General features: G+C 61.1%; 23 protein-coding genes and 1 tRNA gene. 12 read left to right on the top strand and 12 right to left on the bottom strand.

Annotated elements, in window-relative coordinates; all coding sequences use genetic code 11:
* Positions 1–118: 118 nt before the first annotated feature.
* Complete coding sequence (rimO, locus tag ABVQ20_RS07495; RefSeq protein WP_354458907.1) at positions 119–1,432, top strand: 30S ribosomal protein S12 methylthiotransferase RimO; 1,314 nt, start codon at positions 119–121, stop codon at positions 1,430–1,432.
* Between the two features lie 86 nt (positions 1,433–1,518).
* Here the strand turns inward: rimO and ABVQ20_RS07490 are convergent, their stop codons facing one another.
* The 8 genes from ABVQ20_RS07490 to ABVQ20_RS07455 all read right to left on the bottom strand — a co-directional run bounded on the left by ABVQ20_RS07490 (position 1,519) and on the right by ABVQ20_RS07455 (position 9,775).
* The gene (locus ABVQ20_RS07490) at positions 1,519–2,586 is read right to left on the bottom strand and encodes a BMP family ABC transporter substrate-binding protein (protein ID WP_354458906.1); all 1,068 of its coding nucleotides are present in this window, start codon (positions 2,584–2,586) and stop codon (positions 1,519–1,521) included.
* A 50-nt stretch (positions 2,587–2,636) separates the two neighbouring features.
* Positions 2,637–3,557 (bottom strand): ABC transporter permease, encoded by a 921-nt coding sequence (locus ABVQ20_RS07485; RefSeq protein WP_354458905.1) that lies wholly within the window; start codon positions 3,555–3,557, stop codon positions 2,637–2,639.
* Positions 3,557–4,687: an ABC transporter permease gene (locus ABVQ20_RS07480; protein ID WP_354458904.1), complete on the bottom strand. Its 1,131-nt coding sequence runs from the start codon at positions 4,685–4,687 to the stop codon at positions 3,557–3,559. Before ABVQ20_RS07480 ends, ABVQ20_RS07485 begins: the two co-directional genes overlap by 1 nt.
* Positions 4,684–6,261: an ABC transporter ATP-binding protein gene (locus ABVQ20_RS07475; RefSeq protein WP_354458903.1), complete on the bottom strand. Its 1,578-nt coding sequence runs from the start codon at positions 6,259–6,261 to the stop codon at positions 4,684–4,686. The genes ABVQ20_RS07480 and ABVQ20_RS07475 overlap by 4 nt, the downstream gene beginning before the upstream one ends.
* 189 nt (positions 6,262–6,450) lie before the next feature.
* Positions 6,451–7,428, bottom strand: a complete 978-nt coding sequence (locus tag ABVQ20_RS07470; protein ID WP_354458902.1) for a quinone oxidoreductase family protein — start codon at positions 7,426–7,428, stop codon at positions 6,451–6,453.
* A gap of 18 nt (positions 7,429–7,446) precedes the next feature.
* The gene (gene pcsA / locus ABVQ20_RS07465) at positions 7,447–8,253 is read right to left on the bottom strand and encodes a phosphatidylcholine synthase (protein WP_354458901.1); all 807 of its coding nucleotides are present in this window, start codon (positions 8,251–8,253) and stop codon (positions 7,447–7,449) included.
* Entirely contained in the window at positions 8,250–8,864 is a 615-nt protein-coding gene (locus tag ABVQ20_RS07460; protein ID WP_354458900.1) for a DUF1326 domain-containing protein, read from the bottom strand. Before ABVQ20_RS07460 ends, pcsA begins: the two co-directional genes overlap by 4 nt.
* Before the next feature lie 14 nt (positions 8,865–8,878).
* Positions 8,879–9,775: a DUF2182 domain-containing protein gene (locus ABVQ20_RS07455; protein ID WP_354458899.1), complete on the bottom strand. Its 897-nt coding sequence runs from the start codon at positions 9,773–9,775 to the stop codon at positions 8,879–8,881.
* A 113-nt stretch (positions 9,776–9,888) separates the two neighbouring features.
* On the opposite strand from ABVQ20_RS07455, the gene ABVQ20_RS07450 reads away from it, so the two are divergent.
* Positions 9,889–11,100 (top strand): UbiH/UbiF family hydroxylase, encoded by a 1,212-nt coding sequence (locus ABVQ20_RS07450; RefSeq protein ID WP_354458898.1) that lies wholly within the window; start codon positions 9,889–9,891, stop codon positions 11,098–11,100.
* A 162-nt stretch (positions 11,101–11,262) separates the two neighbouring features.
* Positions 11,263–11,586, top strand: coding sequence for a heat shock protein HspQ (gene hspQ, locus ABVQ20_RS07445; RefSeq protein ID WP_354458897.1), 324 nt, complete (start codon positions 11,263–11,265; stop codon positions 11,584–11,586).
* A gap of 70 nt (positions 11,587–11,656) precedes the next feature.
* Here the strand turns inward: hspQ and ABVQ20_RS07440 are convergent, their stop codons facing one another.
* On the bottom strand, positions 11,657–12,286 hold the full coding sequence (locus tag ABVQ20_RS07440; protein ID WP_354458896.1) for an invasion associated locus B family protein: 630 nt from the start codon (positions 12,284–12,286) through the stop codon (positions 11,657–11,659).
* A 232-nt stretch (positions 12,287–12,518) separates the two neighbouring features.
* Between ABVQ20_RS07440 and ABVQ20_RS07435 the strand changes: the two genes are divergently transcribed.
* From ABVQ20_RS07435 to mgtE, 4 genes are all read left to right on the top strand, one after another.
* The gene (locus ABVQ20_RS07435) at positions 12,519–14,339 is read left to right on the top strand and encodes an extracellular solute-binding protein (protein ID WP_354458895.1); all 1,821 of its coding nucleotides are present in this window, start codon (positions 12,519–12,521) and stop codon (positions 14,337–14,339) included.
* Between the two features lie 84 nt (positions 14,340–14,423).
* On the top strand, positions 14,424–15,104 hold the full coding sequence (locus tag ABVQ20_RS07430; RefSeq protein WP_354458894.1) for a DsbA family oxidoreductase: 681 nt from the start codon (positions 14,424–14,426) through the stop codon (positions 15,102–15,104).
* Positions 15,105–15,661: 557 nt separating this feature from the next.
* On the top strand, positions 15,662–17,548 hold the full coding sequence (locus tag ABVQ20_RS07425) for an ABC transporter ATP-binding protein/permease (RefSeq protein ID WP_354458893.1): 1,887 nt from the start codon (positions 15,662–15,664) through the stop codon (positions 17,546–17,548).
* A 288-nt stretch (positions 17,549–17,836) separates the two neighbouring features.
* The gene (gene mgtE, locus ABVQ20_RS07420) at positions 17,837–19,201 is read left to right on the top strand and encodes a magnesium transporter (RefSeq protein WP_354458892.1); all 1,365 of its coding nucleotides are present in this window, start codon (positions 17,837–17,839) and stop codon (positions 19,199–19,201) included.
* Positions 19,202–19,287: 86 nt separating this feature from the next.
* Here mgtE and gor read toward each other — a convergent pair whose 3' ends face one another.
* The 3 genes from gor to rpiA form a co-directional block, all read right to left on the bottom strand.
* Positions 19,288–20,679: a glutathione-disulfide reductase gene (gene gor / locus ABVQ20_RS07415; protein ID WP_354458891.1), complete on the bottom strand. Its 1,392-nt coding sequence runs from the start codon at positions 20,677–20,679 to the stop codon at positions 19,288–19,290.
* Positions 20,680–20,803: 124 nt separating this feature from the next.
* On the bottom strand, positions 20,804–21,424 hold the full coding sequence (locus tag ABVQ20_RS07410) for a DUF2059 domain-containing protein (protein WP_354458890.1): 621 nt from the start codon (positions 21,422–21,424) through the stop codon (positions 20,804–20,806).
* The gene (gene rpiA, locus ABVQ20_RS07405) at positions 21,411–22,142 is read right to left on the bottom strand and encodes a ribose-5-phosphate isomerase RpiA (protein ID WP_354458889.1); all 732 of its coding nucleotides are present in this window, start codon (positions 22,140–22,142) and stop codon (positions 21,411–21,413) included. The genes ABVQ20_RS07410 and rpiA overlap by 14 nt, the downstream gene beginning before the upstream one ends.
* Before the next feature lie 152 nt (positions 22,143–22,294).
* Between rpiA and ABVQ20_RS07400 the strand changes: the two genes are divergently transcribed.
* From ABVQ20_RS07400 to ABVQ20_RS07380, 5 genes are all read left to right on the top strand, one after another.
* On the top strand, positions 22,295–22,981 hold the full coding sequence (locus tag ABVQ20_RS07400; protein WP_354458888.1) for a phosphoglycolate phosphatase: 687 nt from the start codon (positions 22,295–22,297) through the stop codon (positions 22,979–22,981).
* A gap of 126 nt (positions 22,982–23,107) precedes the next feature.
* A tRNA-Val gene (locus ABVQ20_RS07395) sits at positions 23,108–23,182 on the top strand.
* A 95-nt stretch (positions 23,183–23,277) separates the two neighbouring features.
* On the top strand, positions 23,278–23,577 hold the full coding sequence (locus ABVQ20_RS07390) for a PepSY domain-containing protein (RefSeq protein ID WP_354458887.1): 300 nt from the start codon (positions 23,278–23,280) through the stop codon (positions 23,575–23,577).
* Positions 23,578–23,672: 95 nt separating this feature from the next.
* Positions 23,673–24,401 (top strand): lysozyme inhibitor LprI family protein, encoded by a 729-nt coding sequence (locus ABVQ20_RS07385; RefSeq protein ID WP_354458886.1) that lies wholly within the window; start codon positions 23,673–23,675, stop codon positions 24,399–24,401.
* Between the two features lie 127 nt (positions 24,402–24,528).
* Complete coding sequence (locus ABVQ20_RS07380) at positions 24,529–24,993, top strand: hypothetical protein (protein ID WP_435528327.1); 465 nt, start codon at positions 24,529–24,531, stop codon at positions 24,991–24,993.

Here is a 24,993-nt window from a genome sequence, read left to right as displayed (position 1 = left end):
AAAAGTCGGTTTCGCAGGGCAATCGCCGTGCGTTTTGCCGCATTGAAGGCGTGACCATACCAATGCCGCAATAAGTGTGGTACTGCGCCGCCAATCCTGAAAAGCCCGGAAACCCTATATGTCCGCTCCTCGCGTGAGTTTTGTCAGTCTTGGATGCCCGAAAGCCCTTGTGGATTCGGAGCGCATCATCACGCGCCTGCGTGCCGAAGGCTATGAGATCGCGCGCAAGCATGACGGTGCCGATCTCGTCGTCGTCAACACTTGCGGCTTCCTCGATTCGGCTCGCGACGAGTCGCTCAACGCCATCGGCTCCGCCCTTTCGGAGAATGGCAGGGTCATCGTCACCGGCTGTCTTGGCGCCGAGCCCGACGTCATCCGCGAAAGACATCCCAACGTTCTCGCCATCACTGGCCCGCAGGCCTATGAAAGCGTGATGGCCGCCGTGCATGAGGCCGCGCCGCCGAGCCATGATCCCTATATCGATCTCCTGCCGCCGCAGGGCGTCAAGCTCACGCCGCGCCACTATGCCTATCTCAAGATTTCGGAAGGCTGCAACAACCGTTGCACCTTCTGCATCATTCCCGCACTGCGTGGCGACCTCGTTTCGCGCCCCGCCGCAGACGTCTTGCGCGAGGCCGAAAAACTGGCCAAGGCCGGCGTCAAGGAACTCCTGGTCATTTCCCAGGACACCAGCGCCTACGGCATCGACATCAAATATCAGACCAGCATGTTCGGCGACCGCGAGGTGCGGGCCAAGTTCCTCGATCTTTCCGAGGAACTGGGCAAGCTCGGCATCTGGGTGCGCATGCACTATGTCTACCCCTACCCGCATGTCGCCGACGTCATCCCGCTGATGGCCGAGGGAAAGATCCTTCCCTATCTGGACATCCCGTTCCAGCATGCCTCGCCACAGGTGCTGAAAAACATGCGCCGCCCGGCACACGGCGAAAAGACGCTCGAGCGCATTCGCGGCTGGCGCGACGTGTGTCCGGATCTCGCCATCCGCTCGACCTTCATCGTCGGCTTCCCCGGCGAAACCGATGATGATTTCGAAATGCTGCTCGATTGGCTGGACGAAGCCAGGATCGACCGCGCCGGCTGTTTCAAATACGAGCCGGTCAGGGGCGCCCGCTCCAACGATCTCGGCCTCGAACAGGTGCCGCAGGAGATCAAGGAGGCGCGCTGGCATCGCTTCATGCAGCGCCAGCAGAAGATCTCGGCGACACAGCTTGCCAAGAAGGTGGGCAAGCGCCTGCCTGTTCTCATCGACGAGGCGCATGGCACCTCGGCAAAAGGCCGCACGAAATACGACGCGCCGGAAATCGACGGCTCGGTCCATATCCAATCGCGCCGCCCGCTGCGTGCCGGCGACATCGTCACCGTCAAGATCGACCGCGCGGACGCTTATGATCTCTACGGTTCGGCCGTTTGAGCCTCCCTTAGTCTAGTTTTCCAAATAGCCACAAATAAAAAAGGGCGCCGCGAGGCGCCCTTCCCTTTTTGGTACTTCCGAACTGCTTACTGCGGCAGCTTGTCGTCGACGCCCTTGACGTAGAAATTCATGCCGAGCAGCGTGCCGTCATCGGCGACCTCGCCCTCCTTCAGCCACGGCGTGCCGTCCTGTTTGGCGATCGGCCCGGTGAAGGGATTCCAGCCGCCGGCGATCTTCTTCTCGGTTGCCTCGGCCATCGCCTTCACGTCCTCGGGCATGTTGGTGTAGGGCGCGAGCTTGACCGCGCCGTCCTTGATGCCAAGCCAGACATTGTCCGGCTTCCAGGTGCCGTCAATGGCTGCCTGGACCCGGCTGATGTAGTAGGGTCCCCATTCGTCGGTCAGCGACGTCAGCTGCGCTTTCGGCGCGAACTTGATCATGTCGGAGGACTGGCCAAAGCCCTGCAGCTTGCGCTCCTCGGCCACCTGCAGTGCGGCGGTTGAATCGGTGTGCTGGACGATGATGTCGGCGCCCTGGTCGAACAGCGCCTTGGCGGCGTCCGCTTCCTTGCCCGGATCGAACCACGAGTTCACCCAGACGATCTTGGCCTTGAAGTTCGGGTTGATCGACTGCGCACCGAGCATGAAGGAGTTGATGCCCATCACGACTTCGGGAATCGGAAAGGAAACGATGTAGCCGGCAACGCCAGCCTTCGATTGCTTGGCGGCGATCTGGCCGAGTACGTAGCGGCCTTCATAGAAACGCGCATTGTAGATGCCGAGATTATCACCCGTCTTGTAGCCCGTCGCGTGCTCGAATATTATCTTGGGAAACTTCTTAGCGACCTTCACTTCGGCGTCCATGAAACCGAAGGACGTGCCGAAGATGATCTTGCAGCCTTCGCGCGCCAGGCGCTCGAAGGCACGATCGGCATCGGGGCCTTCGGAGACGTTCTCCAGATACGCGGTCTCGACCTTGTCGCCGAGCGCCTTCTCGACTTCCAGGCGGCCCTGGTCATGCTGGTATGAGTAGCCGAAATCGCCGATCGGGCCAGTATAGACCCAGCAGGCTTTCAACTTGTCCGCGGCCTCGGCGGTCGCCGCCAGCGAGAGCGCGGCCGTCGTGGTCATCAGCGCAATAAGCAGTTTTTTCATTGTGTTACCTCTCTGTGTTGAGCCTTGGAGCTTCCCGTTTGTTTTTATTGTCAACGATCCGGAACGAATGGCTGCCCCAAGGAAGCCGGCGTGTTCATCATCGTAAGACGCTTGTTGCGCGAGATTAGAACAAGAACGACGACGGTTGCCAGATAGGGCAGTGAAGAAAGCAGTTGTGAAGGCACCGGAATGCCAAAAGCCTGTGCATGAAGCTGGCCGATCCACACCGCGCCAAAGATGTAGGCGCCGGCCAGCACCCGCCACGGCCGCCACGAGGCGAACACGACCAGCGCCAGCGCGATCCAGCCGCGCCCAGCCGTCATGTTCTCCACCCATTGCGGCGTGTAGACCAGCGACAGATGTCCGCCCGCGAGACCGGCACAGGCGCCACCGAAGATCACCGCGAGATAGCGATAGCGGATGACATGGATGCCAAGCGCATGGGCGGAGGTGTGGCTGTCGCCGATTGAGCGCAGTGTCAGCCCGGTACGCGTCTTGAACAGGAACCACATGACGGCGGCGGTCAGCGCGATCGAGATGTAGAAGATCGGGTCCTGGCCGAACAGCAGCTTGCCGACCACCGGAATCTCGGTCAGGCCCGGAATATAGAGATTGGGAAGTCTCTGGCCCGGCTGGCCGACGAAACTCGTCCCCATCATGCCGGAGAGGCCAAGACCGAGCAGCGTCAGCGACAGGCCGGTCGCCACCTGGTTGGTGGCCAGCGACAATGTCATGACGGCAAATAGCAGCGAGAACAGAGCGCCCATGGCAATTGCGGCCAGCAGGCCGAGCCAGGGCGACCCGGTCAGGTAGCCGGCGCCGAAGCCGCCGACCGCGCCCATGATCATCATGCCCTCGACACCGAGATTGAGCACGCCGGAGCGTTCGACCACCAGTTCGCCGATCGCCGCGATCAGCAGCGGCGTCGCCGCCGTGGCGATGGTCAAGAGGATGTTTACGGCGATATCCATCAGCGTGCTTCCTTCAACTTTGGCGCGGCTTCGAGCTTCGCCGCGCCCTGCGGTTTGGTCAGCGCCATGCCGATCAGGCGAATGCGGTAGTGAATGAGCGTGTCGCAGCCGAGCACGAAGAACAGCAGCATGCCCTGGAACACGCGCGCCACCTTGTCGGAGATGCCGAGCGCGCTTTGCACCGCTTCGCCACCGAGATAGGTCAGCGCCAGCACCAGGCCGGCCGCGATGATGCCGAGGGGATTGAGCCGGCCGAGGAACGCCACGATGATGGCGGTGAAGCCATAACCGGGCGAGATCACGGGCTGCAATTGGCCGATGGCGCCGGAGACCTCCGAGATGCCGGCAAGCCCGGCCAGCGCACCCGACAGCAGAAAGGCGAAGAACACCATGCGGTTGAGGCCGAAGCCGGCGAAGCGCCCTGCCCGTGGGCTTGAGCCGAGAACGCGCACCTCGAAACCCTTCAACATGCGGCTCATCAGGATCCAGACCAGCACGGCGGCGACCAGCGCGAAGACGAACCCCCAGTTCGCCCGGCCAGCGTCGGGCATCAGCTGCGGCAATGTGGCCGAGTCGCTGAACTGGATCGTCTGCGGAAAGCCATGGCCTTGCGGGTCGCGCCATGGGCCACGCACCAGCCAGTCGAGAAAGAGCTGCGCGACATAGACCAGCATCAGGCTGGTCAGGATCTCGTTGGTGCCGAAGCGCGTTTTCAGAAAGGCCGGGATCGACGCGTAGGCGGCACCGCCGACCATGCCGAACAGAAGCATCAGCGGCAGCACCAGCGGGCCCTCGAACTGCGGAAACAGCACCGGAATGGCCGAGCCGACGATGGCGCCGAAGATGAACTGGCCTTCGGCGCCGATGTTCCAGATGTTGGCCTTGTAGCAGACCGACAGGCCGACAGCGATCAGGATGAGCGGCGCTGCCTTGATCGCCAGTTCATGCAGCTGCCAGACCTGGCTGATCGGCTCGATGAAATAGATGTGGAAGGCGGTCAACGGATTGACGCCGAGCAGCGCGAACATGATGGCGCCGGCGATGATCGTCAGCGCGAAAGCGATGAAAGGCGACAGCGCCGAGAACAGCACGGAGCGTTGCGGGCGTTTGACGAGTTCGAGGCGCATCATGCGGTCTCCATCGTATGTTCGGCGTGGCCGGGTTCAGCGCCGCCCATCAGCAGGCCAACCTTCTCGAAGGTCGCTTCGGCGATTGGCATCGGCCTGGACAACTCGCCATTGTGCATGACCGCAATCGCGTCGGATATCTCGAACAGCTCGTCGAGATCCTGGCTGATGACCAGCACCGCCGATCCGCTGCGAGACAACTCGATGAGCGCCTGGCGGATATGGGCGGCCGCCCCGGCATCGACGCCCCAGGTCGGCTGGTTGACCACCATGACGCTTGGCCGGCGATCAAGCTCGCGACCGACGATGAATTTCTGCAGATTGCCACCCGAAAGTGCGGCCGCTTCGGGGTCCGGTGCGCTCTTTCGCACATCCATCGCTTCAATGATGCGTTGAGAGGCGGCGTAGATGGCGCCACTCTTGACCATGCCGCCTGTGCCGACAAAAGCCTTGCCGTCGGTGGCGTGGCGCGACAACAGCAGGTTCTCCGAGAGCTTCATGCGCGGCGCGGCACCATGGCCGAGACGCTCTTCGGGCACGAAGGCGGCACCCAGCAACCGGCGTCCGGTGATGGTGAGTCCCCCCGCGTCCTTGCCGCGGATGCGCACCGAAGCGGCATCCTGCTGCAAGACTTCGCCGGAAACGGATTCAAAAAATTCGCCCTGGCCATTGCCGGCGACACCTGCAATGCCGATCACCTCGCCGGCGCGGACGTTCAGGTTGATGTTGGTGAGCGGGATGGAGAATGGCGTCGCCGGCTTGCGGCTGAGCGAGCGGATTTCGAGCAGCGGCTGTGCGGTTTCGATCCCCTCTACCGGCGCGCGCACCACGGCCTTCACCTCGTTGCCGACCATCATGCGGGCCAGTGACGATGCGGTCTCCTCACGCGGGTTGCAGTGACCGACCACCTTGCCGTGGCGCAACACCGTGGCCCGGTCGCAGATGCGCTTCACCTCTTCCAGCCGGTGCGAGATGTAGAGGATGGATTTGCCTTCCGCCCGCAGTCGCTCCAGCGTCTCGAACAGCTTGTCGGCTTCCTGCGGGGTCAGCACCGAGGTCGGTTCGTCCAGGATGATCAGCTGCGGTGTCTGGAGCAGGCAGCGGATGATCTCGATGCGCTGACGCTCGCCGACCGACAGGTCGCCGACCAGCGATTCCGGATCGAGCGGCAGGCCATAACTGAAGGAAAGCGCCCTCGCCTTCGCCGCGATGCTGCTGATCGGCGAGCCGTCGTCCAGCGACAGCGCGATATTCTCGGCCGCGGTCAGCGCTTCGAACAGCGAGAAATGCTGGAACACCATGCCGATACCCAGCTTTTTCGCCACGCCGGGGTTGGTGATCCTGACCGCTTGGCCGTTCCAGAAAATCTCGCCGGAATTGGGCTCCAGCGATCCGAACAGCATTTTGACAAGCGTCGACTTGCCCGCGCCGTTCTCGCCGAGCAGTGCGTGGATTTCACCTTTTGCGATGTTGAGATCGATATGGTCGCACGCCGTCAGCGTGCCGAATATCTTGGTAAGGCCACGAACCTCAAGCAGGTTCGCGCCATCATGATCTGCACTCACAGTGCCTCCCATCTGGTTTGCCAGATATGTTCTGTGTTCCCGCAAGCATGGTATGCGCGGCCTGCTCTTGTCGGAAAGCGGCACGCGCCTTGAAAGAGCTTCAAGAAACTCAAGGGGTAATGTGACCCGGATAAAACGCCAATTCGCGTGGCTTTTCAACCAACGAACGCTTGCCGCAGCAAAGGAACCATGACGCGCTCCCTAGGGGATAAGAATGGTTGTTCCCGTCGTTCGGCGCCCTTCAAGATCGGAATGCGCCTTGCCGGCGTCCCTGAGCGCATAGCGCTGGTTGATCTTGATCTTGACCGCACCGCTGAGCACGACGTCGAACAGCGCGGCGGCGGATGCGTCGAGAGCTTCACGCTTGGCGTTGTAGACGAACAGCGTCGGCCTTGTGGCGAACAAGGAGCCCTTCTGCGCCAGCAATAACATGCTGAACGGCGGGATGGGTCCCGAGGACTGGCCGAAGCTGACGAACATGCCGAGCGGCTTGAGGCAGTCGAGCGAGGCCGGGAATGTGTCGTTGCCGACTGAATCATAGACGACGTCGCACTTCTTTCCGCCGGTAATTGCGGCGACGCCGGCGACGAAATCCTGCTCCTTGTAGTTGATGACATGATCGAAACCGTGCGCCTTGGCCAGTTCGATCTTGTCGGTCGAACTGGCGGTGCCGATGACGGTCGCGCCGAGATGTTTTGCCCATTGCCCCAGGATCAGCCCGACCCCGCCGGCAGCGGCGTGGTACAGGATCGTGTCCCCGGCCTTCACCTTGAATGTACGACGCAGCAGATATTCCGCCGTCATGCCTTTGAGCATCATCGCTGCTGCCTGTTCGTCACTGATGCCATCGGGCACTTTCACGACATGGCTGGCGTCGACCAGGCGTTGCTCGGCATAGGCGCCAATCGTCATGGCATAGGCAATGCGGTCACCCGGCTTCAGCCAGTCAACGCCCTGGCCCACCTCCAGCACAATGCCGGCGGCTTCGCTGCCCGGAATGAGCGGGAACCCACCTGGCGGCGGATAGAGCCCGGAACGATAATAGACGTCGATGAAGTTGAGGCCGATCGCGGTATGCCGGACCAGGATCTGACCCAGGCCTGGATGGCCCGGTTTGACATCCTCATAGTTGAGAACCTCCGGGCCGCCATTGGCGTGGATGCGGATCGCTTTGGACATTGAAAGGCTCTCTTCGGATCAGGTTTTCTTGGCGCCGAGATTTGGAAAGAACTGCATGGCGCCGCCAATGCAGGCAAGGTAAAGCCCGGTGACCGTGATGCCGATCTTGGTGAAATCGCTGACTTGCTCGCCCAGCACGCCGATCTGGTCATAGAAGGCGGCAAGAGCGGCCTGCGCGAGCGCGAGCGCGCCGAACGCGCACCACAGCAGCGTCATGGAAAGGTTTATCCGCCGCAGCCGCACCACGCGCACCGGATGGATGAAGTTGATCGGCAGGAAAGTCAGGATGCCGGCCGCCACCACCACGCCGAATGACACCCATTGGCCCGGGTCGATGACGAAAAGCGTGAAAACCACCATGTTCCAGACCACCGGAAATCCCTTGAAGAAATTCTCCTTCGTCTTCATGCCGGTGTCGGCGTAGTAGATCGCGCTCGAAACGACGATGATCGCCGCCGACAGGAACGACAGCCCCTCGCCCATGAAACCGCGCTGGTAGAGCGCGAAAGCTGGAATGAGGACATAGGTCACGTAGTCGATGATGTTGTCGAGGAGCTCACCCGACCATGTCGGCAGGATTTCCTTGACCTCGAGCTTTCTGGCGATCGGCCCGTCGATGCCGTCGACGAACAGCGCCAACCCCAGCCACCAGAACATGGCCGTCCAGCGTTGTTCGCTGGCCGCCACAAGCGACAGGAATGCCAGGAAGGAACCGGACGCCGTGAGGAGATGGACCGAAAACGCCCGCGCTTGCGGCCATGTCACCTTCTTCTTCGGCCTCGGGATACGGTCGGCGATTTTCTTGGCCGTCGTTTTCTTGGTCACGGGCCCCGCCAGTCCAATTTGCAGATTTCGGCCGAACGGCCGGCAAGATTCCAGTTGCGGCCGAAAGCCCGCATCTTGCTCTTGTCGGATCGCGCGACGATGATTTCCGGCGCAATCCAGTATTCCGAATTGCTGATGACGGTATCCTTGTCGCGGTCCTTGCCGGGGATCGGCGTTACCGCTCCGTCGATGATCTTCGGTATCTGGAATATACGCGTCTTGTCACGCGTCTCATAGGTGATCGGCACCTGTTCGACGCCAAGGAATTTTCCAACCAGGATGGAGAGCAGCGACGTGGTTCCACCGGCCTTGCCGGTAAAGATCTTGGTCAGCGCTTTCACGGCATATATCGAGGCACGCTCGTCGATGAACAGGCCAGCCGTCCAGTTGCCACGGCTCATATAGCCGGGGATTTCCATGACAAGCCCAAGATTGAGGCCGGAGAGGTCGACCTCACCGAAATGGCCGGCATCGATGCGGAAACCCGCCCAGGTCTGGCAATAGCCTTCCGTCGGGGGATGGCTGCCAAGCGACAGCACGCAAGGACAAAAAACCGTGCAATTGCAGGAGAGTACGAGCTCTCCTTTCATTGCCCAGCTCTGGTCTGTCATTGAATCCCCCCTAATCAAGCCGAGACTACTAGCAGCGCGGCTGCCCAGACAAGCAGTATCGCACCGGCCAATCGCGTTGGAAGCCTGCTTGCGGTTTGTTTTTCGATCAAGGTGAACAGCCCGATGACAGCCATCCAGAATATGTTCATCACCCCAACCGCGAACATCACCAGCATCAGCGCCCAGCAACAGCCGAGACACCATACGCCTTGCACCATGCCAAGACGGAAAATGCGGAGAGGTCTTGCGCTCCAGTTGGAGAACAGGATCGAGAACGGGTTTTTGCACTTGTTGAGGCAGGCTTCCTTGAGGCCGCTGAACTGGTAGAGGCCGGCAATCAGCAATGCCAGGGAGCCGGCAATGCCCACCGCCGGATCGAGAATCTGCGCGGTTGAGGCGAATGCATGGACCGCGAGCGTCAAGGCCGCGAACGCCACGGAAGCCACAAACCAGACGCTCAGATACCCCGCGACCAGCACCAGCGGATGGACGACCGGCTCACCCTTGATGCGGGCCGTGTCGGCGATCTCGCAATAGGTGCGGATCATCGGTGCGGCCGACGGCAGCATCGTGGCTATCGCCATCAGGAACCACATCAAGACCAGCGCGACTGTTTGTTGACCGGCATTCGCGCCAACCGGCAATGGCGCAAGGCAGAGGCCAAAGAACCGTTCGAGAACGTCCGGCAGCGGCAAGCGCGGAAGGTGTCTGAGCACAGCATCTCCAGGAGCATCGACGCCCGGCAGCCTGCTCTCCGCACCGCGAATCGCCATCGCGCCGAGCAGCAACCAGGCCAGCGCAATGCCCGCCCCAATGGTGACGTTCGCAGTGATTTGCGGATTGCGCGCGACGTTTGCCATGGCGCGGCCGGCTCGGTCGAGGTGGCTGAAATCGTCTGGGTGGCTGCTCATGGCAATCGAATGGGCCGAATCGCCGCGTTGATCAAGCCGCTTGATGTGACCTATATGCTCATCAACTTGGCCGGTCAGGCAGACCGCCTTTAACGATAAACCGGAAGCCGATCTTGGAGCACAACGAAACAGGGCGGATATTGGTGGCCGGTACAGGGCCAGCAGGGTTAATCGCGGCGCTTGGCTTCGCGGCAGCCGGGTTTCCGGTCACACTCGTTGGAACGGAGGCCAGCGTCCAGGACAGTCGCACCACCGCCCTGATGAACCCTGCCCTGAAGGTGCTCGAGCGAATAGGCGTCCTCGATGGGCTAAGGCCGATGGCCGCGCCCCTGAAGGTGATGCGCATTGTCGACGCGACCACCCGGCTGATCCGCAGTCCGGTTGTCACGTTTCGCGCCAGTGAAATCGACGAGGAGCAGTTCGGGCTGAATTTGCCCAACAGCGCGCTCTATCCTGCGCTCGTTGAGGCTGTCGCCGCGCATTCCGGGATAGAGTGGCGAAAATCATTGGTGGAAACCTGGCATCTCGACGCCGGACACGTGCAAGCGACTCTGTCTGACGCAAGCGAGACTTCGGCATCGCTGGCGGTTGCCGCCGACGGACGGATGTCGCCGGCCCGCGAGGCTGCAGGCATCTCCACGTCCGCCCGGTCCTATCCGCAGGCAGCCCTGGTCCTCAATTTCGGACATCGCGGCGATCACGGCTTCACGTCGACCGAGTTCCACACCGAGACCGGTCCTTTCACGCAAGTTCCCCTGCCCGGCAATCGTTCAAGCCTCGTCTGGGTCGTGAGGCCGGAAACCGCCCGGGAACTCGCGGCGCTGGATGACCTCACCCTGTCGACACGGGTCGAACAGCGCATGCAGTCGGTGCTGGGGCGGGTATCTGTCGAGCCCGGCATGCAGATCTATCCGCTTTCGACTGTTACGCCCCGGCGCTTTGCCCGGGATCGGGTGGCGCTTGTCGGCGAAGCCGCCCACGTCTTCCCACCGATTGGTGCGCAAGGCCTTAATCTCGGCATCAGGGATATTGATGATCTAATTGGAATTGCTTGCGAAAATCGAACTGACCCAGGTGCCGCGAAGGCCTTGGCCACCTACGATTTCAAGCGCCGGCCAGATATTCTGGCACGCAGCAGCGCGGTCAACCTGCTCAACATGTCGCTGCTCTCCGACATGCTGCCGGCCCAGGTTGCGCGCAGCGCCGGTCTTGGTATGCTCGGCGGCTTCTCACCGCTTCGCGCCTTCTTCATGCGCGAGGGCCTGCGGACTGGCAGCGGTTTTGCAGCGCTCTCGGGTGGCCTGAGGAAACAGGTCAAGCGATAGCGCCTGCCGCACTCGACAGCCGATGATATTTGACATTTTTGCAGCCGCCCGAAACCCTGGAAGCGGGTTGGTGCGTAGCTTGATCAGGCGCTGGGCACTTCGGGATTGAATTGATGCGGCACCTGCGCCAAATAAAGCTAAGGATTTCAAGTGGTGAGTACGATGAAAACAGCCAAATTCTCGATCGGACAGGTGGTTCGCCACCGGCTGTTTCCATTCCGCGGCATCATTTTCGACGTCGACCCGGAATTCGCCAACACCGACGAATGGTACGAGGCGATACCGGCCGATGTTCGTCCGCGCAAGGATCAGCCCTTCTACCATCTGCTGGCCGAGAACTCGGAGACCGAATACATCGCCTATGTCTCGGAGCAGAACCTGCTTGAGGATCGGTCCGGCGAGCCGGTCCGGCACCCGCAGATCGGCGAAATGTTCGACAAGATGGCGGACGGACACTACGAGCCGAAACGCCAATCCAGGCACTAAGCCATCAGGTCGGAAACAAAAAAGCGGGGACTGGCCCCGCTTTTTTGTTGGCTTGAACTCTGTCGGCTAATCAGTTGGCAGTCTTCGCCTTGTCCTGCTCGTCCTTCAGCTTCTTGGCGAAGTCCTGGTTGTTCTTGGCCACGAAATCCTGGAGCTTCTTCTGCCGGTCTTCGATGTCCGACTGCTGCAGCGCCGGGCCGTCATAGGCGCCGCTGAAGCCTTGCAGCGCGATCTTGATCGGGTTGGCCTGGTTCTGGAAATTGATCGAGGTCAGTGTGATCGCCTGTCCCTTCTTGAAGGACGCGACAAGCGGGTCGGTCAACGGCACTTCCGCCACGCACCGATCCGGGAAGCAGATCACATAGTCGAGCTTCTGCGCCTTGCCGGTGTCGATCTGCAGGCCGATGCCGGGAGGAATCAGGCGGCCGGTCGGAACCGTCACCTGGAACACCTTGCGGTTCACCTTGCCCTTCAGTTCGATCAGGCTGACACCGGTGACGAGTTGGCCGTTGCCGGCAGTGACGATGTTCTGGACGTTGCAGATGTCGACGTCTTCCTGCTTGGTGCAGGCCTTGAACCAGCCTTGCGGGATCTGTGGCTGCTGCTGTGCGGAAGCAGCGGGAAGTTCGGCGCCCAGAAAGCCGACCACGCCAGCGGCCATGACCGAAAGGCGGTATGCGTTGCTCTTCAGGCTCGTCATGTCGTGCATTTCCTCTCAAATGATCCCAGGACCGGCTTGTTGGTGCCGTGCGGTCCAGCTACCTGTTGCCGAAATGAGGCAACAGAATGACTTCGGTCGGCGTGTTACACTGCAAGCGATGCCGAATCCAGCCCGATACTTGTAATTCTTAAAAGGGCGATCGGGCAGCCTGCCGCCGCATCGTGGTAGGGTACGCCCCGAATCATCAAGCCGACCCATTAAGGAGACGGTCATGGGCCGCGTTCTTGTCGGGCTGATCACCGCGATATCATTTGTCTTCTTCTCACTCCAGCCGGCCGTTTCGGAACCGAAGCATGGCATCGCGATGCAGGGCGAGCCGGCGCTGCCGCCCGACTACCAGCATTTCGACTACGTCAATCCCGACGCGCCGAAGGGTGGCAACATCACCTATTGCGTGGTCGGCAGCTTTGACAATCTGAACCCGTTTATCCTGAAAAGCCTGCGCACCACGGCACGCGGCATGATGGATACGATTTTCGGCAACCTCGTCTTCGAGCCGCTGATGCAGCGCAACGCCGACGAGCCGTTTGCCCTCTACGGCCTGCTCGCCGACACCGCCGACATGGACCCGGAACGCAAGACGATCGAATTCCACCTCGATCCCAAGGCGAAGTGGTCGGATGGCCAGCCGGTTACTCCCGAGGATGTGCTGTTCACCTACGAGGTCTATACGGACAAAGGTCGCCCACCCTATAGCGAACGCATGGCCAGGGTCGCCAAGCTGGAAAAGACCGGCGATCACAGCGTGCGCTTCACCTTCAACGACAAGGCCGATCGCGAGTTTCCGCTGATCATCGCGCTGACGCCGATCATTCCCAAGCACGCTTTCGACAAGGATACGTTCGACAAGACGACACTGAAGCCGTTGATCGGCAGCGGGGCCTATACCATCGCCCAAGTGTCGCCCGGCCAGCGCATCGTCTTCAAGCGCAACCCCGACTATTGGGGCAAGGATATCCCGTCTAAGCGCGGCTTCGACAATTACGACCAGATCACCATCGAGTATTTTCTCAATGCCAATGCCAAGCTCGAGGCGTTCAAGAAGGGCATCTGCGCCGTCAATGACGATAGCGACCCGGTCAAGCGCGAGCGCGATCTCGATTTCCCGGCGTTCCACAAGGGTGAGGTGATCGCCGAAACCTTCGATACCGGCATACCGCCGGTGGTCACCGGGTTCTTGTTCAACACCAGGCTGCAGAAATTCTCCAATCCCGTCGTTCGACGCGCGCTCGGCATGCTCTACGATTTCGAATGGGCAAATAAAAACCTGTTCGGCGGCAAATACACGCGCACGATGAGCTATTGGCAGAACTCCGAACTCTCGGCGCTCGGCCATCCCGCGGACGAGCGGGAAAAGGCGCTGCTGGCGCCCTACCCCGGCCGCGTCCCGCCTGATGTCATGGACGGTACATACCGCCCGCCGGTCACCGATGGGTCCGGCCAGGATCGCAAGATTTTGAAGACCGCCTTCGATCTGCTGAAGAGTGTCGGCTACAGGGTTCAGAACGGCGTGATGCTGGATCCCCAGGGGCAGCCTTTCGGCTTTGAGATCCTGACCTCGTCGCAGGACGAGGAACGCCTGGCCGGCATTTATCAGCGCACGCTGGAGAAGATAGGCATCAACGTCACCATTCGCAGTCTCGACGGCGACCAGATCCAGTCCCGCAAGCAACGCTTCGATTTCGAGGTTCTGGTTGGTGCGAGCGGGTTCAACAATTCGCTTTCGCCCGGCATCGAGCAGATCGGGCGCTGGGGATCTTCGGCGGCCAGGGCCGAGGGTTCGTTCAACCTTGCCGGTGTTGCCGATCCGGCCGTGGACGCGGCGATCGAAGCGATGCTCAGGGCCCGCGAGAAGCCGGACTATGTCGCTGCCGTCCGCGTTCTCGACCGGTTGTTGATCTCCGGAAATTACATGGTGCCGATGCAATACAACACGCAGCAATGGATTGCGTATTGGAACTATCTGGAACACCCGCAAAAGACGCCCATATACGGCTATCAATTGCCGACCTGGTGGCGCAAGCCGAACTGAGCCTGGTCTGGCGAACCGGGATCTATCCGGTTTCGGATAGGCAATGTCCAAGGAAATGAGTTCTTGCCGGACAGGAGATCAAGAATGAGCGAGCTGAACTCCATCACCGTCGATGTGGTGTCCGATGTCGTCTGCCCCTGGTGTTTCATTGGCCAGAAGCGGCTGGACAAGGCGATTGCGTCGGTTGGCGACGTCGAGATTCACATACGCTGGCGGCCGTTCCAGCTTGATCCCACGATCCCGCCCCAAGGGCAGGATCGTCGCGAATATATGATGGCCAAGTTCGGCAGCGCGCAACGCATCCGCGAGATTCATGCCCGGATCGAACCGCTGGGCGAAGCCGAAGGCATTTCATTCGCCTTTGACGCGATCAAGGTCGCTCCCAACACGCTGGATGCGCACCGCCTGATCCGCTGGGCCGGGGCTGTCGGAGAAGATGTGCAGAACCGGTTGGTAAGACGCCTGTTCCAGCTGAATTTCGAGGAGGGCGCCAATCTCGGCGACCACGGTGTGCTGACAGAAGCCGCTCGTGAGGCCGGCATGGATGCGTCGGTGGTCGAAACACTTCTGCCGACGGACGCCGATGTCGATTCTGTCCGGACTGAAATCGCCACGGCTTCACGCATGGGCATCACCGGTGTGCCCTGCTTCCTGCTCGAAGGAAAATACGCGGTCATGGGCGCACAGGACGCCGATACCCTGGCCGATGCCATCCGTCAGGTCGCCGCTGCCAAGGCAAAAGGCGAGTTGGAACGCGTGGACTGAGCGGAAGCCATGGCTGCCGCCGCGATGCTTCGTGCGCACAGCCGCGGCGATGGCGGTCACCCAAAACGCTTCGCCCGGGGGCTGATTTGACCCGATTCGTAAGCTCCGGAACCGGCCGCCGGCGGCCCAAACAATGCAATCAATCTCTGCATTTTTCATGCATTTCAGTCAGTTCGCGGCAAGAAGAATCGCCAAACAGTCCGCAAAAAGCGTTCACGAAACCGTGTCATCACCTTCCCTAAGGTAAACCGGACGACGCCTGCGGATTCCATCACCAAGCCGTTGAAATAATTAAAAATAACCGAACTTTGAAGTCCGACCGTCGGGCTGGGCGCCTGCTCGATCTGTTGCAGCGCGGCAACGGCTCGCGTGCATCGTTTCACAGTCACCGGGATAAAATTAATAGAAAATGATCAATTGGTGTTACCCTTCGTAACAAAGTAAAAAAAGGTTTGGGCGGGATTGTGATTCGGGTCGGTAGACCACCGCGACAGTCAGTGACGGAAGGAATGCCCCGCGATGCCGAGAGGCCGTCGCCCTTGACCCCGGTGTCCTCGATGCGGACCTTCTGGGGACTGATGCGGGCCTACTGGCTCTCCGACCGGTGGAAGGAAGCCTGGACGCTGACACTGGTGATCGCGGCGCTGACTGCGCTCTCCAGCAAGGCCGATGTCTGGTTCACCAGAGCGTCGGCGGAGTTGATGAACTCGATCAGCTTTTTCCACGACGCGGCGAATGTAACCCCGGTCCAGACGCTGCTTGGTAACGCCGCCCTCCTCGTTTTCCTGGTTGTGCTGAAGGACGCGGGTATTACGGGGATCCGCAACCTTGTGTCGACCACCCTGCATCGCAAATGGCGCGGCTGGGTGAATGGCCGCTTCAACGACGCGCTGCTCGATGGCAATCACACCCATTTCCACGCGCAACATGGGTCGCCCGCGGCGGCGGCGCCTGACAACATCGACCAGCGCGTCCAGGAATCGATCAAGGACATGACCGCTGGCGCGATCGGCCTGGCCATGGGGGCCTTTGGCGTTGCCACGGCGCTATATTTCCTCGGCGGGGAATTGTTGCGGAACTCTGTTGCCGTCAAGGGGCTCGATTTCCTGGGCGATTATGGCACAGCCGTTCTGGCCTTGATCGCGGTTGCGCTCTACGTGCCATTCAATACCTGGATCGCTGTCAAACTGGGCGGCATGCTCGAGCGATTGAACATCAGGATGCAAAAGGCCGAGGGCAGCTACCGTGGCGAGCTGACGACCTTTCTGCGTCGGAGCTTCCATGTCGCGGCCTCGAAAGGTGAGGTCGTCCAGAAGTCGATGCACAATCGGCTCTACGACGATATCGACACCACGTGGTCATGCCTCAACATCATCAACACAATCTATATGGGCTTCGAGCTGGTCTACAATTTCGTCGGCGCCCGGATCGTTGCCTACGGCCCCGGGCTTGTGCCGTTCATTCACAACGGCCTCGATCTGAAGGGTTACCTGACTGGTTCCGAACAGATCAACGCGCTGATCCAGCGCTGCTCATACTTCATCCACGTGATGCCAGCCATCGCCACGCTGCGTGCCAACAGCCAGCGCGTCACCGAACTGGCCAATGCAATCGAGAACGTCCAGCATCCGCAGGAGTTCTACAGCCAGACCGGCCGCTCCGATTTCCGCTATGATCGTCAGAACCCGGTTTTCGGCCTGACCATCCAGAAGCTCGAACTGACGCATCAGGGCGAGGACGCGACACCGTTCCTGAGTGCCGCGAACCTGCGCTTCCGTCGCGGCGAGTGGACCTTCCTGAAGGGCGAATCGGGCTGCGGCAAGACCTCGCTGATCAAGGCGATCAATGGCCTTTGGCCCTATGGTCGGGGCACCATCGTCTTCCCGGACGGCGCCCGAAGCTTTTACGCCGCCCAGGAAGTGAAGCTGCAGCAGGTTTCGCTGAAGCAGCTGGTCTGCCTGCCAGGCACCGAAAACGACCATTCCGATGCACAGGTCGCTTCGGCATTGTACAAGGCCGGTCTTGGCGACTTCATCTCGCACATGGCCGATGAAAGTCGCGACGGCAAGATCTGGGATCAGATCCTGTCGGGCGGTCAGAAGCAGAAGCTGGTCGTTGCCCGCATTGTGCTGCAGCAGCCGGGTCTGTTGTTCCTCGACGAGGCAACCGGCGCGCTCGATCCAGAAGGCAAGATCGCGTTCCATCAAGCGATCAGGGACAACTGTCCGGACGTGACGGTGATCAGCGTGATGCATGAAGCCGTGGCGCCAAGATCGCTTGCAGGCGCCGAGTTCTACCACAGCGTGGTCACCATCGCGGACGGGATTGCAACCAAGAGACCATTGGTTCCGAACCTGCCGGTCGAGCTCACCACAATCCTCGCGCATCCGAAGCCCGTTGAGGAAAGATGGCTCAAATTTCCTCGCCGGATGAAGCAGAAGTAACGGCAACGCAAGGGCGGCCAGAATATTGTGGTGTCTGGCATTAGCTGTCGTTGCCGGCAGCAATCACAGTCTAGCGATTTTCCTTGTCCGCCAATGCTTTCCGACGTCATTGTGATTGACTCGGCAAGGCGCGCTCCTATGTTGCGCCAGCTTGCAGAATTCGCCCAGAACCCGCGAGCGGAAAGGTTCCCGCGCCATGCCTGGCGACAGTCACAGTCGAACGCAATCGCCGTCCGCCTAGACGTGAGCTGAGTGGTTCACGTCCTGCCGGACGGCAAGGAGTGAGCCATGAATGAATTTTCCACCGTAGCGGACGACGATGCCGTGGCGATCGCCCGCATCCTTGCGAACGATCATGTCGCCGATGTCGTCGAGGCTCTCAACCGGGAATCGCGTGAAACGGCATCCGAGCTCCTCAGCGAAGTGCCGTTCGAGCGGGCGGTCGACATATTCGACCAGCCCGAGTTGGACGGAGCGCCTGAACTCATCGAGGCGCTGCCTCGTGCCAAGGCCGGCAAGCTGCTCGCCGCCATGTCTGTCGACCGTGCCGCCGACATACTGCGCGAGATGGAGGAGCCCGCACGTTCCGAACTGATCAGCGGGCTTGCGCCGCCGCTTCGCGCCACGCTGCTCGCCATTCTCGGCTATCCTGAAGGCAGTGCCGCCTCACTGATGACCACCGAGTTCGTCAGCGTGCCATCAGACTGGACCGTGGGCCGGACACTGGACTACATCCGCAAGGTGGAACGGACGCGCGAGACCGTCTACGCGATCTACATTACCGATCCCGAGACGCATGTCCTGCTGCGTTCGACCGGCCTGCGCCGGCTCATCACGGGCGAGCCGGACGATCTGATCACAACGGTCGCCCCGGACCGCACGCCGGTGACAGTTTCGCCGCTGGCCGACAGCGAAAAGGTGGCCCAGCTCATCTCCAAATATGACCTTCTGGCCGTCCCCGTTGTAGAAGGCGGCAAGATCCTCGGCATCGTCACCGTCGACGACATCATCGATACCATGATCGAGGAGACGACGGAGGACGTGCATCGTTTCGGCGGCATGGAAGCTCTGGACGAGCCCTACATGAAGATGAGTTTTCTCGCCATGATCCAGAAGCGTGGCGGCTGGCTCTGCGCGCTCTTCATCAGCGAGATGCTAACCGCCAACGCGATGCAAGCCTACGAAGCCGAGCTGGAAAGGGCCATAGTGCTGACCTTGTTCATTCCGCTGATCATGAGCTCGGGCGGTAATTCCGGCTCGCAGGCGACATCGCTCGTCATCCGGGCACTGGCCCTGCGTGAGATCGGGCTCGGCGACTGGTGGCGGGTGGCGCTGCGCGAACTGCCGACGGGGCTTGTGCTCGGATCGATGCTTGGCGTGGTTGGTATCTGTCGGATAGCGCTCTGGCAGTATATGGGCTTTTACGACTACGGTCCGCACTGGCCGCTGGTCGCGGCGACGGTTGGCACGGCCCTTGTCGGCATCGTTACCTTCGGCTCGCTGTCGGGATCGATGCTGCCGTTCGCCCTGAAACGGATCGGCTTTGATCCAGCCAGCGCATCGGCGCCGTTCGTCGCCACTCTGGTCGACGTCACCGGACTGGTGATCTATTTTTCAGTGGCGCTGGTGATCCTGCGCGGAACGCTGCTGTAGCAGTCCCGATAGCGGCATATCCGCCGTTATCATTTCCCTCACGCATGTCGCCAAAACGGCCGCGGTCTTTGGCTCGATGCACGGGGTCAATCAACCCGCTGGCCGTCTTTCACCCGGTAGGTCGGCTTGTACATGGTCACGAGTTCCTCGGCAGCCGTCGGATGCACGGCCATGGTGCGGTCGAAGTCGTCCTTGGTGAGCCCCGCCTTCAACGGGATGCCAAGGAGCTGCGCCATTTCGCCGGCATCCGGTCCCAGAATATGGGCGCCCAGTACCTTTCTCGAAGCGCCGTCGACCACCAGTTTCACCAGCATCTTTTCATCGCGACCGGACAATGTGTGCCGCATTGGCCGGAACGTCGCGCGGTAGATCTCGATGTCGGAAAAGCGCCTGATGGCATCGTCCTCCGACAAGCCGACCGTGCCGATCTCGGGCTGTGAGAAGACAGCCGTGGCGATGGTCTCGTGATCCGGTGCGGTCGGATTGCCCTTGAAGGCGGTCTCGATGAAACACATGGCCTCGTGGATGGCCACCGGTGTCAATTGCACGCGATTGGTGACGTCGCCGATCGCCCAGACATTCTCGAGATTGGTACGGGAATACTCGTCGACTTTTATGGCGCCGGTGCTGGTCATCTCGATGCCGACGCCTTCCAGGCCCATGTTCTCGGTGTTGGGGATACGGCCGATGGCGAGCATGACCTGATCGACGGTCAGCACCGTGCCGCCGGTGACGAGTGCGTCGAGCCGGCCATCCGGCCGTTTCCTGACCCACTCGGACACTGCGTGGGTCAGGATCCTTATCCCCTTCTTTTCCATCGTATCGTGCAGCATGCGCCGCAGATCCATGTCGAAACGGCTGAGGATCTCCTTGCCGCGATAGACCAGCGTGGTGTCGACACCCAGACCATGGAATATGTTGGCGAACTCCACGGCAATGTAGCCGCCGCCTTCGATCATGATCGCCTTCGGGAGCTGCTTGAGATCGAAAGCCTCGTTGGAATAGATGCAATGTTCGTGGCCAGGCAGCGCTGGATGAGCTGCCGGCCGGCCACCGGTTGCGATCAGGATCTGGTCGGCGGTGACGGTGCGGTCATCGCCCAGGAGATGTACCACGTGCGGGTCGACGATCATGGCGCGTGAATGAAAGGTCTCGCCGCCGGCGCCCTGCACATTCTTCTTGTAGATGGCCTCCAGTCGGCTGATCTCGCGATCCTTGTTGGCGACCAGGGTCGGCCAGTCGAAACTGGCTTCCGGCACTGTCCAGCCATAGCCGGCTGCATCGGCAAAATGCTCCGGAAATTGCGAGGCATAGACGTAGAGCTTCTTCGGCACACAGCCGCGGATGACGCAGGTGCCGCCATAGCGATATTCCTCGGCGATGCCGACGCGCTTGCCGAGCGCGGCGGCGACGCGCGCCGCCCTCACCCCGCCCGAGCCGCCGCCGATGACGAAAAGATCGTAGTCGTAACCGGCCATCATGCAGCTCCTGGAGAGAGAACAGTTCGCGTCACAGGTAGGCTGCAAACCAGCAAAAGAAAAGCCCGGACGAGGCCGGGCTTTTCTGAATGGGATCGCGGCCTAGCCGCCTGAAAACTCAGGATCAGTTTTGCGAATCGTCGGCGGGAGCCGAACCATCGGCGGGTGCAGCGCCATCTGCAGGGGCTGCCGCACCGTCCGCGGGAGCCGTTGCATCGGCCGCCGGCGCTGCCGGCGCCTTGGCCTTGGCCGCGGCGGCCAGCGTCTCTCCAACCTGCTGGGCGAGATCACGGCCAACGCCATTTTGCCAGATGTCGGCGGCCTTCACCAGTTCACGCGTCACATTCGGGCCGTTGTCGAGCAGCTTCTTGCCCGCATCGGAGCTGTAGAAAGCGGCGATATCCGTCAGCTCCTTTTCGGAAAACACCTTCGCATAGGCAAGAGCGGCTTCCTTTTCGAGGTCGGCGCGCCGCGCCGCCATGGCCATCGCCTTCTCGGCGATGGTCTTGCTGATCAGCTCCTGCAGGTCCGGGTTCTTCTGGATCAGCTGCGACTCGAGCGCGCCCGCCGCGTTCGGCAGGATGTTGTCGAACGAGTCCGTTGCGTGAATCGCCTCGACGGCGGCGCGGGCGGCCTTCAGGTGCGACTCCGTGACATCCTGCGAAAACGCCGGCGAGGAAAACGCGAAAACCGCCGAAGCCGCCACAATGGCGGAAAAGCGGCGAACCCGGTTATGCAACATCATGATCGATAGAACTCCCTGGTTTTCGGGCGGCATGGACGGTTTGGATACCGTCGCCGCCGGCGATGATGGCCGCTGACGCCAGCCCGATGAAAAGACCGTGTTCAACCACACCAGGAATGGCGTGGAGAGCATTCGAAAGCGCTCTTGTATCCGGAATGCGGCCAAAAGATGCATCGAGGATAAAATGGCCGCCGTCTGTAACAAATGGCTGGCTCCCCGTCATCCTCAATGTAACGGGACCGGAAAGACCGAGGCTTTTGGCTGCCGCGCCGATCGCGATCTCGGTGGCACGCAGGCCGAATTTGTTGACTTCGACGGGCAAGGGGAAGCGCCCAAGCGTTTCGACCATCTTAGAGCGATCGGCAATGACGATCATGCGGGCCGAAGCGGCTGCAACGATCTTTTCGCGCAGCAGCGCACCGCCGCCGCCTTTGATCAGGGTCAGGGCAGGATCGAGCTCGTCGGTGCCGTCGATGGTCAGGTCAAGCTCGGGCGTTTCCTCGAGCGTCGACAGAGGCACACCAAGTTCGCGGCACAGTGCGGCCGTGCGCTCCGAAGTGGGGATGCCGATGATGGTCATGCCCGTGGCGACCTTCTCGGCCAGAAGCCGCACGAATTCCTCAGCGGTGGTGCCGGTGCCGATGCCGAGCCGCATGCCATCCGTCACATGCGCAAGGGCCGCCCGCGCGGCCTCGACCTTCAATTGTCTCGCATCCATACCGTATATTGCCCTTGGCGACCGCCTGACGGGGCTCCTAGCATTTTTGCCCGCCCGGTCAAAGCCTTTGGGCTGGTCTTGCCGAGCCTTCTTGCCTGAAAGGGCCACAGCCGCTATCGCCTGCCGGTAACGCAACTGTCACAGGACTGGCCATGCCTCGCCCGATCATCGTGTTCGACCTCGACGGTACGCTGATCGATACAGCGCCCGATCTGCTCGACAGCCTCAACCACAGCTTGGCCGCCAGCGAGCTCGCGGCGGTCGACCAAGCCGGCTTCAGGCGCTTTGTTGGTCATGGCGGCAGGGTCATGATCGAGCGCGCCCATGCCGCGCAACAGAGGTCCCTGGCCGTCGAGGAGCACGACCGGTTGCTGAAGCTGTTTCTCGACCACTACACCGACAATATTCCCGGCAAATCGCGCCCCTACCCCGGTGTCGTCGAGGCGATCGCCCGGTTCGAGAACGCCGGCTATCTGCTGGCCATCTGCACCAACAAGTACGAGGCCAACTCACTGGCGCTGATCGAGGCACTCGGGCTGAGCAGGCATTTCACGGCGATCTGCGGCCAGGACACGTTCGCGTTCCGCAAGCCCGATCCGCGCCATCTCACCCAAACCATCGCGCGGGCAGGCGGCGATCCGAATCACGCGCTGATGGTCGGCGATTCGCAGACCGACATCGACACGGCCAAGGCCGCCGGCATTCCGGTTGTGGCTGTGGATTTCGGTTACACCGATCGCCATGTGCGCGAATTCGAGCCCTCGGCGGTGATCTCGCATTTTGATGCGCTGACGCTGGAACTGGCGGAAAGGCTGATCAACGCGGCTGCCGGGCGCTAAGGTGCGGTGACTGCGGGGGGGTCATCGAGGCCGCGCGATATACCTCTTCAGAATGCCGGACATCGCCTTGACTTCGCCAGCCTGCCTCCCTTATATCGCGGCTCGCTTGGCCTTCGGGCAACGAGCGGGCGATTAGCTCAGCGGGAGAGCACACCCTTCACACGGGTGGGGTCGCAGGTTCAATCCCTGCATCGCCCACCATCTGCCTTTCCGATTTCTTCTCATCTTCCGCGGCCCGGCAATCGTTACTCTTGCCAGATGCAGGATCGTATTCCCGGCCGGTGGAACCAATCGGCATGGAAGCGAGTTTCTACGCGACGAAGTCTGAGGGATTCCACATGCAAAAACTTGCCTTGGCGACAAGCGTCGCAGTTCTGCTTGCCGGTGGGGCCGCGTTTGCAGCCGATGAAAAACCGTTGCCTCCGCCGGACGCCAAGAAACTCTCGGAAATCATTGCCAAGGTCGAACAGCGCGATGGCTTTCGTTATGTGAAAGAGGTCGACTGGGACAGTGGCGCCTATACCGTCACATACTACACCGCGGACAAGGCGAAGGTCGAAATCACCTATGATCCGGTGACCGCCGAGCCAAAATGACAGCGCGGCGCGTCGTCATCCTTTCGGCAATTCCGTACAGAGCATTTTTTCCCTAAGGTGTGAGTGACCGGTCCACTTCTCGCCGCAGGGCAACCATGCCATCTTCCAGCCGCACCGCAATCTGGCTCGCTCTTGTCCTAGTCGGCACCGGCTCTGGTTCGGCAAGAGCCGACGGACCATCTTTCGACTGCCGGAAGGCGAGCCTGCCCACTGAGAAGGCTGTATGCGCCGACCCACAACTGTCTGCCATCGATGCATTGGTCGCCAAGGCCTTCAAGGATTCCGAGCCTTCCTTTGGCGGCGACAAGCGCAAGATCGCCCGGGCGCTGGTTGCCGACAGGAATGCGTGCATGGACGACACCGCCTGCATCGTCAGCGCGCAGAACAATGCCCTGCAGACATATGGCCAGGCACCATCGTGGGTGCAGGACTACAATATCGCGTTGATCGGCAAGAAGGCGCTCGATACCGCCGCGCGCAATCCAGGTGCGGCCGATCAGCCCCTGCCCTCCTCTATCGGCCAATGCGCGCCCACCCACATCAAGACGCTGACCACGCGCCTCGGCGATGATCCTCTGGAAACCGCCAGCCCCGAAGCCGGCAGCGCCGCGACCTTCACCAATGGCGGCACGGCTGTATCCTATGATCGCGAACCGGGCCTTGCCAGTTCGAAGGTCGGCGATCCCGTCATCATGTGTCTGATCTCGATCCCAAGGGATTGCCCTAAGGATGATGAACGTGGCCGCATCTACTATTCCGTCGATCTCGCCGCGAAGGGTACATGGGCCTTGCCGGACTCCGAACATTTGTGCGGCGGTGCCTGACCGATTCGCAGCCGAACAGCCGACACCAACCAATCGCACGCTTCCGGCACCATGTGCACGCGCCCTTGCGCCGACACGTCTTTGATGGCTGACTGCGAACGACACTGCACCACATGGGAGGGTGGGCATGGCGGGGCACGTCTTGAAGCGCATCCTGATGATGCTCGCCGGCTATCTGGTCGCCGTGCTGGTCGGGCTCTTTGCCGTTGCTGGGATCTACGCCGTCCTCAGTTCTCTGCCGAACGCGCCGGAATATTTCGATGTCATGGGCGTCACGCCCATCGCCGCGCTCGTTGTGCCGCCGCTCGGCATGTTCATCTATTTCCTGACGATCATACTCACCGGCATGCAGACGCTATTCTTCGCGCTGATTGCCGAACTTTTCTCACTGCGCAATTTCCTGTTGCACATGATCTTCGGCGCCGCGTCCGCCGCGGGTGGCTTCGCTCTGATCTGGCCGGATGCCGACATCAATCCGGAGCGCTGGCCTGACATCGGCATCATTGCCGCATCCGGCCTCGTTGCTGGGCTGGTCTACTGGCTGATCGCCGGGCGGGATGCCGGCTTTCGGCGTCCGCTGTTTGGCCGCTAG

Source organism: Mesorhizobium shangrilense (assembly GCF_040537815.1).
Taxonomy (GTDB): domain Bacteria; phylum Pseudomonadota; class Alphaproteobacteria; order Rhizobiales; family Rhizobiaceae; genus Mesorhizobium; species Mesorhizobium shangrilense.
Note: the sequence above shows the minus strand (reverse complement) of the source record. Positions and strands in the feature narration are given on the sequence as shown.

Excerpts from the sequence above, each read along its gene's own strand:
- ABVQ20_RS07440 (WP_354458896.1), bottom strand. The coding sequence starts at position 12,286 with ATGACGAGCCTGAAGAGCAACGCATACCGCCTTTCGGTCATGGCCGCT.
- ABVQ20_RS07380 (WP_435528327.1), top strand. The coding sequence starts at position 24,529 with ATGGCGGGGCACGTCTTGAAGCGCATCCTGATGATGCTCGCCGGCTAT.
- ABVQ20_RS07455 (WP_354458899.1), bottom strand. The coding sequence starts at position 9,775 with ATGAGCAGCCACCCAGACGATTTCAGCCACCTCGACCGAGCCGGCCGC.
- hspQ (WP_354458897.1), top strand. The coding sequence starts at position 11,263 with ATGAAAACAGCCAAATTCTCGATCGGACAGGTGGTTCGCCACCGGCTG.
- ABVQ20_RS07485 (WP_354458905.1), bottom strand. The coding sequence starts at position 3,557 with ATGGATATCGCCGTAAACATCCTCTTGACCATCGCCACGGCGGCGACG.
- ABVQ20_RS07490 (WP_354458906.1), bottom strand. The coding sequence starts at position 2,586 with ATGAAAAAACTGCTTATTGCGCTGATGACCACGACGGCCGCGCTCTCG.
- ABVQ20_RS07385 (WP_354458886.1), top strand. The coding sequence starts at position 23,673 with ATGCCATCTTCCAGCCGCACCGCAATCTGGCTCGCTCTTGTCCTAGTC.
- ABVQ20_RS07460 (WP_354458900.1), bottom strand. The coding sequence starts at position 8,864 with ATGACAGACCAGAGCTGGGCAATGAAAGGAGAGCTCGTACTCTCCTGC.
- mgtE (WP_354458892.1), top strand. The coding sequence starts at position 17,837 with ATGAATGAATTTTCCACCGTAGCGGACGACGATGCCGTGGCGATCGCC.
- ABVQ20_RS07400 (WP_354458888.1), top strand. The coding sequence starts at position 22,295 with ATGCCTCGCCCGATCATCGTGTTCGACCTCGACGGTACGCTGATCGAT.
- ABVQ20_RS07425 (WP_354458893.1), top strand. The coding sequence starts at position 15,662 with ATGCGGACCTTCTGGGGACTGATGCGGGCCTACTGGCTCTCCGACCGG.
- ABVQ20_RS07475 (WP_354458903.1), bottom strand. The coding sequence starts at position 6,261 with ATGGGAGGCACTGTGAGTGCAGATCATGATGGCGCGAACCTGCTTGAG.
- ABVQ20_RS07410 (WP_354458890.1), bottom strand. The coding sequence starts at position 21,424 with ATGATGTTGCATAACCGGGTTCGCCGCTTTTCCGCCATTGTGGCGGCT.
- rimO (WP_354458907.1), top strand. The coding sequence starts at position 119 with ATGTCCGCTCCTCGCGTGAGTTTTGTCAGTCTTGGATGCCCGAAAGCC.
- gor (WP_354458891.1), bottom strand. The coding sequence starts at position 20,679 with ATGGCCGGTTACGACTACGATCTTTTCGTCATCGGCGGCGGCTCGGGC.
- ABVQ20_RS07430 (WP_354458894.1), top strand. The coding sequence starts at position 14,424 with ATGAGCGAGCTGAACTCCATCACCGTCGATGTGGTGTCCGATGTCGTC.
- ABVQ20_RS07390 (WP_354458887.1), top strand. The coding sequence starts at position 23,278 with ATGGAAGCGAGTTTCTACGCGACGAAGTCTGAGGGATTCCACATGCAA.
- ABVQ20_RS07480 (WP_354458904.1), bottom strand. The coding sequence starts at position 4,687 with ATGATGCGCCTCGAACTCGTCAAACGCCCGCAACGCTCCGTGCTGTTC.
- ABVQ20_RS07470 (WP_354458902.1), bottom strand. The coding sequence starts at position 7,428 with ATGTCCAAAGCGATCCGCATCCACGCCAATGGCGGCCCGGAGGTTCTC.
- rpiA (WP_354458889.1), bottom strand. The coding sequence starts at position 22,142 with ATGGATGCGAGACAATTGAAGGTCGAGGCCGCGCGGGCGGCCCTTGCG.
- ABVQ20_RS07435 (WP_354458895.1), top strand. The coding sequence starts at position 12,519 with ATGGGCCGCGTTCTTGTCGGGCTGATCACCGCGATATCATTTGTCTTC.